Origin of the sequence: Geomicrobium sp. JSM 1781026, assembly GCF_041949955.1 — a bacterium.
In the GTDB taxonomy this organism is placed as follows: Bacteria; Bacillota; Bacilli; order Bacillales; family Marinococcaceae; genus Geomicrobium_A.
On sequence record NZ_JBHFQF010000002.1, the window covers coordinates 443862 to 456165 of the forward strand.

A 12304-nucleotide genomic window follows, 5' to 3' on the forward strand; every position below is an offset into this window, starting at 1 on the left:
ATATGACGCAGTTCTTATACGAAAAATATGATGGTGGGTTAGGAATTTCTTATAACTATTTTAAAAGTCAAGTTCCACATTATATCAGTGAAAATCTTAGGCATGAATTGCGTGAGTATCAATCAGAAGGTATTGGTCGCTATTTGAACTATGTGCATAAAGAAGAGCAAAAACGGAAATACCCAGAACATTTGCTCTTTAATATGGCAACTGGATCAGGTAAAACGATGATAATGGCGGCAATGATTTTGGAGAAGTATAAGCAGGGTGAAAGGAACTTTCTATTCTTTGTAAATAATTCTAACATTATCGAAAAAACGCGGTCTAACTTTCTGGATTCAACTTCAGGAAAATATATGTTTTCCGATTCCATAATGATTGCTCATGAGTTAGTTGAAATTCAAGAAGTTACAGATTTTTCGGATTCCAATGAAGATGCAATTAACATCTTATTTACAACAATCCAGCAACTTCATATAGACTTGAATTCACCTCGTGAAAATCGTCTTTCGTACGAACAGTTCGAGGATATTTCTGTTGTAATGCTCGCCGACGAAGCACATCATTTGAATGCCGGTCTCAATGCAGGTGAGAAAAAGGATAATACAAGCTGGACTACAACAGTTGATAATATTCAGAGAAATGCAAGGAAATCGTGCCTTTTCGAGTTCACAGCAACGATAGATTTATCCAACTCTGATATCGTAGCAAAGTATAAAGATCACTTACTGTATAAATATGATCTTCAAGATTTCCGATTAGATGGTTATAGTAAAGATGTTTTGTTCCACCTGGTAAATAATGAAGTTGATGTGCGTATGATCCAAGCAATAATAATCAGCCAATTCAGGAAGAAAGTAGCGTTAAAGAATGGAATTAACTTAAAGCCACTCATTCTATTTAAGTCACAATTGAAGACAGAGAGTTCAAGAAATCTATCTAAATTCCTTGGAATTTTGAAATCCCTAACAGTTGAACAAATTGAACAACAAAAACAATCTTCAACTGGTCTTGATGGCATTTTGACACAGGCGTTTGATTTTTTTGATAAAAATGGCATTACTAATGAGAATCTAATTGCCGAATTAATAGATGATTTTCGCGAAGAAAGATTAATGCTTATTGATAGTGCTAATAAGACGAGTAATAAGTTAGTTGAATTAAACACTTTGGAAGATCCTAAAAATGAGATTCGTGCTATCTTTGCCGTTGATATGTTGAACGAGGGATGGGATGTACTAAATCTATTTGATATCGTTCGTCTCTACGATACTCGTGATGGAAGTACAACTAAGGCTGGGTTTAAACCCGGGACCACAACTAATGCAGAGAAGCAACTTATTGGTCGGGGAGCTCGTTACTATCCATTTGTCATCAATAACGACTTAGCTATGAAATACAAGCGGAAATTTGATCATGATGAAGCCTCAGAACTAAGAGTAATTGAACAACTTCACTATCATTCGAAAGACAACCCTAGATATATTTCCGAATTGAAGCAAGTGCTTCGTGAATCTGGAATCTATGATGACCAAACAATGGTGGTAAGGCAAATCAAATTGAAGCGATCCTTTCAGAAAACAGGAACTTATAAGAATGGTGTCGTATGGGTGAATAGTCGAGTTGAGAAGTCATCCTATCCAACAGTGCAAGGATCTTTATTCGGGGAAGATTGGTTAATCACTCTTCCAGATGTACTGGAAGTTTACCTTCCAACCGCTGGTGTTGGAGACTTTGCAGCATTTGAGGGCGAGGTGATGGAGGTTTTCCAAGTTAGAAAAAGGCAGGACAGTCGAAAATTTAAAGTCGGAAAAGAAATCACACTTAATGTTTTGAGAGCAGCAGCAAACCTAAAAAATAAAGATTTTAACTTTGAGAAACTGCATAAGTTTTATGTTGGTTTACCAACTTTGGAAGATCTCTTGAATGAAATTCGAAAAAAAGTATCTATTATTGTTTTTGGAGATGAAGGGGATATAGTAAATCTATCTCAAGACCACAAGCTGTTTATTTCAAATGCAATCTTTCGGGCTATTGCAGATCAATACATTAATGTTCAGAAGCAGTACGAAGGAACTATAAAATTTAAAGCAGTTAAAATTAAAGATATTTTCGGTGAGAGAATTCAACGCAAATATGTAACTGGCTCGAATAACAATAAGGAGAGCGGTGTTTCTCAGAAGGACATGACTGAAACTAATTTTTTTGAGGATATTGACAAACTTGACTGGTATGCTTATACGGATAACTTTGGTACAAGTGAGGAAAAATTAGTTGTTAGAACTATTAAACAACACATGGATGACCTTGAAACAAAATTAACCGATATATACTTGCTACGAAATGAGAAAGCTATAACAATTTATAGTTTTGATAAAGGTAATGCATTCGAGCCAGACTTCATCATGTTTGCAAATGATTCTGAGACTAGAAATGTTTCTTGGCAATTCTTTATTGAGCCTAAAGGCAGTCAATTTTTAGATTCCAATGGGCTATTTGATAATGGTAAAGAGGGTTGGAAGCAAGCTTTCATGAAAAATATTAAAGAAAAGGATGAGAAAGGCATTTTAGTGGATAATACTAATTATCGAATTGTTGGTCTTCCGTTTTACAACGATGACCGCACAAAAGAAACTTTTCTCTATGAATTAAAGACATCACTTAATATCACTGAAGAATTGGAGTTTAAAGCTAGTAATCCAGCTCATGAAATTCACTTTAATGAAAATGAAAACTTTATGCAAGTTGCCGAAGAAAATTCGAAACAAAAATATAAGAGTCGATTTCATAAGCCCCTTTCTTAAATAACGTACAGAAGATCGATGTATATCTATGGCTTTTAAAAAATCGCTAACCCATAGTTGCTAATTAAGACGTTTCGTTGGCTTGTTGGACAATTACCTAACATAGTATCTACGCATTGAGAAAATAAATATATCATCACTAAAAAATATTCTTTGCAAACCCGGTGCCGGCTGTTCTAAACAGCCGGCACCGGGTTATTCACTATGAATTTATTTATTGTGAAACTGTTCATATAGCTTTAATACGTCATCGGTATGCGTGTTTAATAATGTTTTTGCTTTTTGTATGTGGTTATCTTTGAGGTATGTTGTTAATAGATCGTGTTCTCGTTTTGATTTTGCTAGTTTTCCTGGCTCGGAGAATGCAATGGCTTGAACACGTAGTAAAGAGGATCCGATTCGGTGGTACAAGTCGAGTATCATTTTACTATTACTCATTTGAACTACTAGTAAATGGAATTGATGGTTGTAGTACGTATAGTGATACACGTCGGTCTCTTCACGCATTGTTGTTCCAAGGTCTTGCATTCGGGTGACGTAATCTTGATCAATGCCTCGCTCTTCGATCCGCTCCATTGCTAGATGTTCTAAGAAGTTACGTACTTCCAAAATGTCTTTGATTTCTTCAAAGCTGTATGTGCGAACGACTGCTCCTTTTCTTGCTTCTTTTTCAACCAACCCTTCGGCGGTGAGTAAATATAAGGCATCACGGATCGGGGCGCGGCTTATGCCGTATTCATCGGCATAGTCTTTTTCAACTAATTTATCACCGGGTTTTAAATCGCCAGACATGATTTTCATTGAAATTTGATCTGCGATTTGTTTTGCTAAGGAATGTTTATTTAGTTCTTCCATCATTGTTCCTACCTTCTATATGCCACTGTTTGGCCATTTCTTCACGAATAATAATGGACGCTGCTCGTGTTTGCTTGGCTCGCTCATTCCGTAATCGGTGATGAGAGAGGTGGTGTTTTTGCTCGTTCTTGATGCTTTGAAGTTGGTGCAGAAGTTGGTCCTTTACTTGCTCTGCATCTTTTTCACTTGGTTGATCAAAGTTAATGCTATTAATTAATGAGTCGGTTGCACCGAGAGAGTGGAACGATTGAATATCATAAGCCATTGCAGGAACATCTTTTGTGAATCGCTCTAATTCAGACAATGAACGTCTTGTTACTTTCGCTGCTGATTGTTTTGACATGACATGAACTTGGACGTATGGATCGTCAAAAGCGACAATTCGATCCGCTTGCAACCCATGACTTAGAAAAGCTGCAGACAACGCTTTGCCTACGACAAGAGCAACAATTTTATGCCCATGTAGACGAGCTCTGGCATACGCATGAACAGCCGCTGCGCATGATTGATGTAAGCCGAGTGCTTCCTCTTGATGTCCGTATGCCTGGCTTACAACATCAACAATTGCAATAATGGGTGTTTTTCGTTCACGGTTAGCGTCCGCTTCAATCCATTGGTCTATTACATCGGCGATTGCGTAACCTTCTAGTAAACCAAACTCCCCATTTCTTACTCGTGGGAAACGATGAGTGTTGTCTTTTGTGATCGATAGTACGTGAACCGGCTCATCTAACGTTACTTGACCGATTTGTATCGTTGGAACGTTTGTTGATTGAACGCTTCCTATATCGGCTAATTGTTCCAACCAAGTCAAACCCCTAGAGTCTATAGACGGATTATTCTGTTCACTTGAACTTTTCGAGGTCACGTCACATCTTAGTAGATGATACAGGTTTTCTTTATTATTTGTCACTCGCGCATTCTCTGTCATGCCCCTTGCTTCATCAATCGCTTTCTGAATGGCATCAACAGCATCGTCAACGAGAAATTCAATTAATGTTTGCTGTTTTCTAGAATGACTCCCGATACGTAAGTACGTCGCTTTACGATCACTACTGTTTACCTCTGTAATACCTGCTTCTTGTTCAATTACTTCAGGTCCATTCAGACCGAGCCTCGCTTCTTTGGTCATAATGAGTGCATTAAAGAGGCCAGCTGTAATTGACATCCCACCAAAACTACCGATCCGTCCAGGGATAATGCCTATAATCGGCGTGTATTCTTGAAGTTGGACCGCCACTTGCTGAATTTCTGCAATGGCAAGTAAGCCATAGTTTGCTTCTTGGAGGCGTACCCCCCCTGTATCTAATATGATGACTACGTCAAGCTCTTTTCCATTTTTAAGATCACTTAACGCGAGTTCTAAAGCAGCGGCAATCTTAGCTCCAGAAACTTCACCAATCCCACCTCCTTGAAAGTTGCCTTCGATTGAGACTACGCAGGTAGGATAATTGTTTCGGGTGCCTTTCATGACAATAACACCATCATCATTTTGCGGAACGATGTTTTGTTTTTCTAAATGAGGAGAACGTAAACGGTCAAAAGGTCCAAGAAGTTCATAAGCACTGTTCTGATCTAGTAGTGCAAAAGCTTTGTCTCGTGCTGAAGATTCGGCTAATGATTGGGGGATTGTGATTTTCATGATTTTGCCTCCTCTAATGCTTGTTGCAACCGTAGACGAATAACGCCGGGTGTTGCACCAAAGTCATGAATTTCAATTTGCGCACAAACGTCTGCTTCTTCCATAAACCTTTGCAAAACATCTTCCCATAAGTTCTTAAACCCTTCAACATTCGTTTTTACGGTTACGCTACTTGTATTTGCAGGCTCCATAAGGATTTCTGCGTCCCCTGAACCGACGACACCAACATGGACACGCTTTTCAATCGTCTGCGTTGATTCATATGTGTACTGATACTCTTCCATCGTTGCTTCCTCCTAACTTTTCGATAAAAAGGGAAGCAGCGTATAAGTCTGCACTACCTCCTGGTGATATATTGCGGTTGATAAACTGTTGATCAAGTTCTTCGAGAGTGAGGGTACCATTTAGTGCATGTTGTGATTGGATTTGTGCGTAACGTAGACCAGCCATACCCGTTCGGTGGATTACACACGTATCCATTAAATTACGCATGATCGTTAGCAATCGGACGTGTTGTGGTAACAATGAACGATGTGCTAGCGGCAATGGTCTAAGAGCCAATTGCACATGTGGGAAACCACTTTGAGCTTCTCCCTTGGCTCCAAGTACCCCGTGCTGATGAAAGACGTCTTGCCCATTTGAGCGTTCTGATGGTGACTTTAGTTCTATTCTAGCAAGATTTCCAGCTCGATTTAAAATCGATGTTGGTGAACCCATTCCCATTGCATAGGAGGCAGCCAGAAGACCGATGCACCAAATTGCTCCACGATGCGTGTTAACGCCTCCAGTGACGTGCAGCATTTTCCTTTCCGCTTCTAAGCCGATCTCAGCCAATTGTTCTCGTAATTGAAATGAAGGTTGTTGACGATAAGCCAATTCAGCCATCACACCAAAGTATGGAGCAATCACGTTACATGATGCTTCCATCATCTGATAGTCCATGTCGTAGTGAGCACCGTTATTCGCTTGATCGATAAGACCTGGTTTGAAGGTTAGTGCAAGTTCTTCTCTTAATGCGAATTGAGCGGCATGAGTGACATGTTCACGCAGTTTTTGACGAGATAATTCAGCGGTAGCAACACTCATGTCCAGTAGCTCCTAAATTTCTCAGGGGGTTGATACAACCCGTCAGACCACATGACAAGCTCTTCAATGCTTTTAGCAGCGAGTAGTGAACGGTTGGCTTTTGTGACGTCTACGTTTAAATCAGTTGAGGTTGCCACGATGCCTAAGTCTCGTAATCGACGCTTTTCTTGAACAGAACTCGTCATGCCAAGCTCCGTCACACCAGCCACTGCCGCTATCGCTTGCTTTCGTTCTGAAGGGCTGTCACTTTTGTATAGGTAGGCAATGCCTTCTTCCGTCACAAGGTGTGTCACATCGTCGGCATAAATCATAACAGGTGGTGTATCAAGTTTCGCTTCTTTGGCAACTTTGATCGCATCAAGACGCTCAACGAACACTGGGCGATTCCCTGGTTGATGTGTTTCCATCATTTGTACGACTAGTTTTCGTCCTCGAATGAGATCTTCTTGTTCATTTTGCAAATCCAGCCAAGCTTTTGTGCTATGTCTGCGGCCTTTCGGATCGTGCCCCATATTCGGCGCACCACCAAATCCTGCGAGACGTCCACGAACAACGGTTGAAGAGTTGCCGACATAATCCATTTGCAGCGTAGAACCGATAAATAGGTCGACTGCATATTGTCCTGCCATTTGGCAAAGCGTTCGATTTGAGCGCATTGTCCCGTCGCTTCCGACAAAAAACACATCAGGGCGAGCAGATATATATTCTTCCATTCCCTTTTCGCCGCCAAATGAATGAATGCTTTCTATCCAACCGCTCTCAATTGCTGGAATGAGGGTAGGGTGGGGGTTCGCTGCCCAATGTTTACATATCTTTCCTCGTAACCCGAGTGATTGTGCGTATGTCGGTAGTAACAACTCGATTGCAGCCGTGTTAAAGCCAATGCCATGATTTAATGATTGAACTTCGTGCTTTTCATATACCCCGCGAATGGAAAGCATGGCCATTAGTATTTGAATCTCGGTAATGTGTTGAGGGTCACGAGTGAAAAGTGCTTCTAATTGATAGGGCTCATCGCTTTGAACGATCACATCCACCCATGAGGATGGAATATCTACCCGAGGAAGCTCTTCAACAATTTCGTTGACTTGTGCAATGACAATACCATTTTTAAATGCCGTCGCTTCAACAATCGTTGGGGTTTCTTCGGTGTTTGCTCCTGTATACAAATTGCCATTCACATCGGCTTGGTCGGCAGCAACGAGGGCGATATTCGGAATGAGCTCGATAAATAATCTTCCATACAGTTCAATGTATGTGTGAATGTTCCCAACATTGATCTCCTCATCTTCAATCATCTGAGCAATGCGGGTGCTTTGCGGACCTGAAAAGGAGAAGTCAAGTCGGTCTGCAATTTGTTTTTCAAATAAATCTAAATGCTCTGGCCTAGAAACACTGGACATAATGATATGCAGATGATGCAAGCTTTCAGTTGATACTTGCGAAAGTGCTTTGGATAAAAAGGAGGCTTGTTTTTGGTTATTCCCTTCAATGACAACACGGTCGTATGGTTGAATCACACGTTCAAGTAAAGGAATGATGTTGTCACGATGAACAAAGTGACGGTCCATCATCGATGAAACGTTCGCGAGCCTCTCCCGTTTTGCATCGCGCTTTTTTGTCCAATTTCCCTTTATGATTGTTTCCATTTTCTTCACCTCTGTGTATTGATTAACGATTGAATATCTCTTAACCCAATGGTTTCTAGCGACAACGCCTGTATTCCTCCTTGTTCATGTTTTAGTAGATTTGTATAGACACTACCTGGGGGTACTTGAATGAAATTTTGAACCCCTCGCTCAATGAGCATACGCATTCCTCGCTGCCAACGAACTGTCGAACGAATATTACTAGCAAGGTCTTCTACAATGCCCTTTTCTTGACGCAGTAGCTTGCCCGTTTGATTGGCCACAAAAGGATATTTCGGAGGAGACGTCCGTAAGGTTTTGAACCGTTCAAGTAACGTATCTGCAACGTCAGAAAATAAAGGGCTATGTGAGGGAACTGTCACGGATAGATTTGTAATGCGACGTGCGCCTTTTTGTTTTAATACAGAAGAAATCGCGTCTAGCGCGTTTCGCTTACCTGATAATACGACTTGTTCATGAGCGTTTTCATTAGCTAAAAACACGTGCTCTTCTCGTTCAATGAGTTCACGAACGAAGTTCAGATCGAGCCCTTGAACTGCAATCATGCCGTAACCCGTTGGAAAAGCTTGCTCCATTAAAGTCCCACGTAATTGAACGAGATGTATCGCATCTTTTAGTGTGATGACGTTTGCCATAACCGCAGCTGCAAATGCACCTGCAGAATGACCTGCAACAGCATCTATCACAATGTCCGATTCGAGTAATTCATATGCACTACTCACGCCAACGACGAGGAGTGCAAGTTGCACGTGTCTAGTTGAGCTAAAGTTTTCAATATACGCATCAATGTCTTCCCTTAGTTCGTCTTCTAGCAATCTTTTGATGTCTTCAAACGGTTTTGTTCCTCGAAAAGGATCGTACATAGCTTTTTGTTGTGATCCTTGACCAGGAAATAACACAGCGGTTTTCATAAAAGCATCGCCTCTTTACCCACCAAAAATTACGCGCATCATCATATACAATACTGAAGGTCCAAGTAAGCAACCAAGTCCAGTGTAAAACGTAGCGGTTACTGCTCCATACGGAACGAGTTTTGGGTTTAATGCAGCAAGCCCTCCTGCGACACCACTCGTCGTTCCGAGCAATCCTCCAAATACCATGGCAGAACGAGGGTTATTTAAACCGATGTACTTGCCTAAGAAGGGAGTCAAACTCATGGTTAAAATTGCTTTCACTAATCCTGCAGCAATACTAATGGCAATGACTTCTGAACTTGCCCCAATCGCAGCCCCAGTCACGGGTCCAACAATGTATGTTGTTGCTCCAGCGCCAATCGTCGTTAAACTAACCGCATCAGTGTAACCAAACAGTAGACCGAAGATGACACCAATTGTAAAAGAAAGGATGATCCCAAGGAAAAGCGCAAAAACGCCTGTGAAGCCTGCTCGTTTAATTTCTCGAAAATCAGCCCCAAAAGCCGTTGCCACAATGGCAAAGTCGCGCATCATCCCTCCACCAAGAAGACTAATCCCAGCAAAAAGTGAAACATCGGCTAATCCATTCTCACCACCCGTTAACATACCACCGATGTAGGCAAGCACTAGACCAATAATGATCGCAATAGATGAACCGTGGACAAGCCCTCGAGTTGCATATTTTGATAGGGTATAAGCGATGAACATAATCGCCCCAACGATTGCAAAGCCGAAAATAAGACCATTTCCTACAAGAACATTCTCAATGGCTTCAATCATAGAGAGCGCCCCCCGTCATCAAGAGGTTCTTGCTTCCCTTTCCCAATGCGTGTGACGAGCGGAACCGCTAAAAATGAAATAATGACGACACCTATACCTGTAACGATGGCAAGAGGACCGCCACCAATCGCTGCAACGACATTTTGGTTGGCAGCCATAGCTATGACGATTGGAATATACATCGCATTCCAAAAGCCAAGACCCATCTGTGTTGCTTCATTTAAGCGACCTTTAATTTTTAAGCGATCAACTAACAAAATAAGTAACAACATGGCAATTCCAACTCCACCAACGTTCGCACTCACACCCATTGCTAAACCTAACCATTCACCGAATAACATTCCTACAATCATGCAGACCGCCAATATGGCAACACCATAGATAACCATCGCGCACCCCTTTTTTTTGTAAGCGTTTTCAATTTATGGTATACAGTCGACTGTGTACTGGTTTTCGATTATAATGGATATATACTTAATTGTCCATACTTTTCGAAATATTTATTTTTTAGGAGGTGGGGTTTTGTATACGCCACATGATTTATTGAAAATAAATGTTATAGCCTTCTTAAAAGAGCATACTTCTGCTCCTCTATGGGTTCAAAGCTCTCTTCAACAAGTGCCTTTTGTTGTTGTCAGACGTGCTGAAACTACTACAGCGATCCCCATCGGTATTAGAGGCAGCAATCGTAGTGAACGGTTCGCTACAACCGTTAATCCTTCAGTTGTGATTAAAAGGATAACGCCATATGAATTACAGAGTTATCCTTGCCAGTACCTTCACTTAGAGAAAGCCAAACAAACTTTTATATACGTAAAAAAAGTCTTGCAAGAATATAGCTGGGGACCAATAGGTAGCGTTGGCTTTGAAATTGCCACCAGAACAAACGTTATGAATGAGTATAGTGATTTCGATATTATTATCAGATGCAAACATATGGAAGTTTCTAAAGCAAATGATCTCCTTGAACAATTAAACCAAGCACTTGTTTATGTTGATCCTATTGTTGAGACTAATGGTGGGTGGTTTTCTCTAAGAGAATTTGCCAAAGGGGATGGAGTGTTGTTCAAGACATCATTAGGACTGGAACTTCGTCAACACCCTTGGGCATAACAGTATTCGCAACTAATACTGAGTATCAAAAATATGCATGCAATTCCTTTAAGGTATTCACAGTTATACTGTCACGACCGAACAACTAGCAGTGCGAACCCCAAGCGAACATAAAATTCCTAGGTGACCCGCACCAAATTTTCGGTCAATTGTGATAAAGTATGTAATAGATACAATGATAGATGCGCTGAACAAAGCAAAAAAGAGTGAATATGCAGACAATATAACGATTATAGTATAATTATTAGCTGTAATCGCAGTCGCACCCCGCGTGGGTGCGTGGATTGAAATCAAAATTGAATGCATGCGTAAGAATATTGTTTTTGTCGCACCCCGCGTGGGTGCGTGGATTGAAATGCTCCCCTTCCCGCCGTATGCGCAATGAAGTCGGTGTCGCACCCCGCGTGGGTGCGTGGATTGAAATTACAAAGTGATGATTGAAATTGGTGCATTCAGTATTGTCGCACCCCGCGTGGGTGCGTGGATTGAAATTCTTACGCCCGTTTCTAGTTCGGCGACAGTGCGCCGGGTCGCACCCTGTATGGGTGCGTGGATTGAAATGGGGAAACACATTTGCAACCAAGATTTGATGTTATGTCGCACCCTGTACGGGTGCGTGGATTGAAATTGAAATATGCTCTGCTTTTAAGACAATTGGATAGTGTCGCACCCCTCGTGGGTGCGAGGATTGAAATAATTTAGTAGTAGTAATTTAAAGGAGCTTGCGATTTTTAAAATCACATTCGCATTGGGGTTAGTTAATTTTTAATTATTGCGAATTTTAAGAAAAGAATGTAAATGAGTTTTATTATCATTAGCAACTTTAGTTATAAGTAGTACAATTCTATATACTTTTTTATTAGTTGATGCGCCTGGGGTATTGATTTGTATAGTTCTATTTTTGAATTTTATTTTTTTACATCCAATTTGAACTTTATAATAATAATAAGTGTAGACTTCGTATAAAAGCATTTAAAGGTTTGTAGACTGTTTATGAATGTGACACTCTCAGTTCACATGATTCCTCATTATATGGAAGGCTATTTATTAAATATTTTGTGGTGCAATTAAAAATTCAAAAGCAAAGAGCCGCTTAAAGCATAAGGATAGCCTCTTCATGCTTTAAGCCACCTAAGTAGTAATGTAACTTTATAAGATGTCCATTGTTACGTTGGGTCACTTTTTAGTTCATCAGCGGTAACATTAAAATGCTCTGCAAGTTTTTGTAAGAGGTCTTCGGATACGTCTATATCTCTGGATTCGATTTTAGAGAGTAGATATGGTGGAACATTTAATCTTGCAGCTAGTGATTGAACAGATAAATCTTGTTCACTTCTCAATCGTGACAGGTTATTAGCTATGCGTTTTTGGGTTTTTAAGGCTTGCCATTCTCTTTCAAATTCAGGGTCTTTCCTGGCTTCATGGATACGATCATCAATCCAGCTCATTCAGATAAACTCC

11 protein-coding genes and 1 CRISPR repeat array are annotated in these 12304 nt (G+C 40.6%); of the genes, 2 read left to right on the top strand and 9 right to left on the bottom strand.

All coding sequences use genetic code 11. The features are described 5' to 3' along the window. Positions 1-2 precede the first annotated feature (2 nt). Complete coding sequence (locus tag ACE1TF_RS05145; RefSeq protein WP_375014851.1) at positions 3-2804, top strand: DEAD/DEAH box helicase family protein; 2802 nt, start codon at positions 3-5, stop codon at positions 2802-2804. Positions 2805-3014: 210 nt separating this feature from the next. Here ACE1TF_RS05145 and ACE1TF_RS05150 read toward each other — a convergent pair whose 3' ends face one another. From ACE1TF_RS05150 to madL, 8 genes are read right to left on the bottom strand one after another with little or no spacing between them, the layout of a single operon-like run. Then, the gene (locus tag ACE1TF_RS05150; protein ID WP_375014853.1) at positions 3015-3662 is read right to left on the bottom strand and encodes a GntR family transcriptional regulator; all 648 of its coding nucleotides are present in this window, start codon (positions 3660-3662) and stop codon (positions 3015-3017) included. Continuing rightward, complete coding sequence (gene mdcD / locus ACE1TF_RS05155; protein ID WP_375014855.1) at positions 3643-5301, bottom strand: biotin-independent malonate decarboxylase subunit beta; 1659 nt, start codon at positions 5299-5301, stop codon at positions 3643-3645. Before mdcD ends, ACE1TF_RS05150 begins: the two co-directional genes overlap by 20 nt. Continuing rightward, the gene (locus ACE1TF_RS05160) at positions 5298-5585 is read right to left on the bottom strand and encodes a malonate decarboxylase subunit delta (protein ID WP_375014857.1); all 288 of its coding nucleotides are present in this window, start codon (positions 5583-5585) and stop codon (positions 5298-5300) included. Before ACE1TF_RS05160 ends, mdcD begins: the two co-directional genes overlap by 4 nt. Further along, positions 5560-6387 carry a triphosphoribosyl-dephospho-CoA synthase gene (locus ACE1TF_RS05165; RefSeq protein WP_375014859.1) on the bottom strand — a complete coding sequence of 276 codons (828 nt, stop codon included), beginning with the start codon at positions 6385-6387 and terminating at the stop codon, positions 5560-5562. The genes ACE1TF_RS05160 and ACE1TF_RS05165 overlap by 26 nt, the downstream gene beginning before the upstream one ends. Next, a complete protein-coding gene (gene mdcA / locus ACE1TF_RS05170; RefSeq protein ID WP_375014861.1) occupies positions 6384-8036 on the bottom strand; it encodes a malonate decarboxylase subunit alpha in 1653 nt (550 codons plus the stop codon). Before mdcA ends, ACE1TF_RS05165 begins: the two co-directional genes overlap by 4 nt. A gap of 5 nt (positions 8037-8041) precedes the next feature. After that, positions 8042-8947, bottom strand: coding sequence for an ACP S-malonyltransferase (locus ACE1TF_RS05175; protein WP_375014863.1), 906 nt, complete (start codon positions 8945-8947; stop codon positions 8042-8044). 15 nt (positions 8948-8962) lie between these two features. Beyond that, the gene (gene madM / locus ACE1TF_RS05180; RefSeq protein WP_375014865.1) at positions 8963-9730 is read right to left on the bottom strand and encodes a malonate transporter subunit MadM; all 768 of its coding nucleotides are present in this window, start codon (positions 9728-9730) and stop codon (positions 8963-8965) included. Further along, a complete protein-coding gene (madL, locus tag ACE1TF_RS05185; RefSeq protein ID WP_375014867.1) occupies positions 9727-10119 on the bottom strand; it encodes a malonate transporter subunit MadL in 393 nt (130 codons plus the stop codon). Before madL ends, madM begins: the two co-directional genes overlap by 4 nt. A 133-nt stretch (positions 10120-10252) precedes the next feature. Between madL and ACE1TF_RS05190 the strand changes: the two genes are divergently transcribed. Further along, positions 10253-10843, top strand: coding sequence for a malonate decarboxylase holo-ACP synthase (locus ACE1TF_RS05190; protein WP_375014869.1), 591 nt, complete (start codon positions 10253-10255; stop codon positions 10841-10843). A gap of 259 nt (positions 10844-11102) precedes the next feature. Beyond that, positions 11103-11538: a CRISPR direct-repeat array (repeat unit 32 nt; unit sequence GTCGCACCCCGCGTGGGTGCGTGGATTGAAAT). A gap of 471 nt (positions 11539-12009) precedes the next feature. Here the strand turns inward: ACE1TF_RS05190 and ACE1TF_RS05195 are convergent. Next, positions 12010-12291 (bottom strand): helix-turn-helix domain-containing protein, encoded by a 282-nt coding sequence (locus ACE1TF_RS05195; protein WP_375014871.1) that lies wholly within the window; start codon positions 12289-12291, stop codon positions 12010-12012. Positions 12292-12304: the final 13 nt, after the last annotated feature.

Bases quoted from the DNA above. Each gene is read 5' to 3' on its own strand.
- ACE1TF_RS05145 (WP_375014851.1), top strand. From the start codon at position 3: ATGACGCAGTTCTTATACGAAAAATATGATGGTGGGTTAGGAATTTCT.
- ACE1TF_RS05150 (WP_375014853.1), bottom strand. From the start codon at position 3,662: ATGATGGAAGAACTAAATAAACATTCCTTAGCAAAACAAATCGCAGAT.
- mdcD (WP_375014855.1), bottom strand. From the start codon at position 5,301: ATGAAAATCACAATCCCCCAATCATTAGCCGAATCTTCAGCACGAGAC.
- ACE1TF_RS05160 (WP_375014857.1), bottom strand. From the start codon at position 5,585: ATGGAAGAGTATCAGTACACATATGAATCAACGCAGACGATTGAAAAG.
- ACE1TF_RS05165 (WP_375014859.1), bottom strand. From the start codon at position 6,387: ATGAGTGTTGCTACCGCTGAATTATCTCGTCAAAAACTGCGTGAACAT.
- mdcA (WP_375014861.1), bottom strand. From the start codon at position 8,036: ATGGAAACAATCATAAAGGGAAATTGGACAAAAAAGCGCGATGCAAAA.
- ACE1TF_RS05175 (WP_375014863.1), bottom strand. From the start codon at position 8,947: ATGAAAACCGCTGTGTTATTTCCTGGTCAAGGATCACAACAAAAAGCT.
- madM (WP_375014865.1), bottom strand. From the start codon at position 9,730: ATGATTGAAGCCATTGAGAATGTTCTTGTAGGAAATGGTCTTATTTTC.
- madL (WP_375014867.1), bottom strand. From the start codon at position 10,119: ATGGTTATCTATGGTGTTGCCATATTGGCGGTCTGCATGATTGTAGGA.
- ACE1TF_RS05195 (WP_375014871.1), bottom strand. From the start codon at position 12,291: ATGAGCTGGATTGATGATCGTATCCATGAAGCCAGGAAAGACCCTGAA.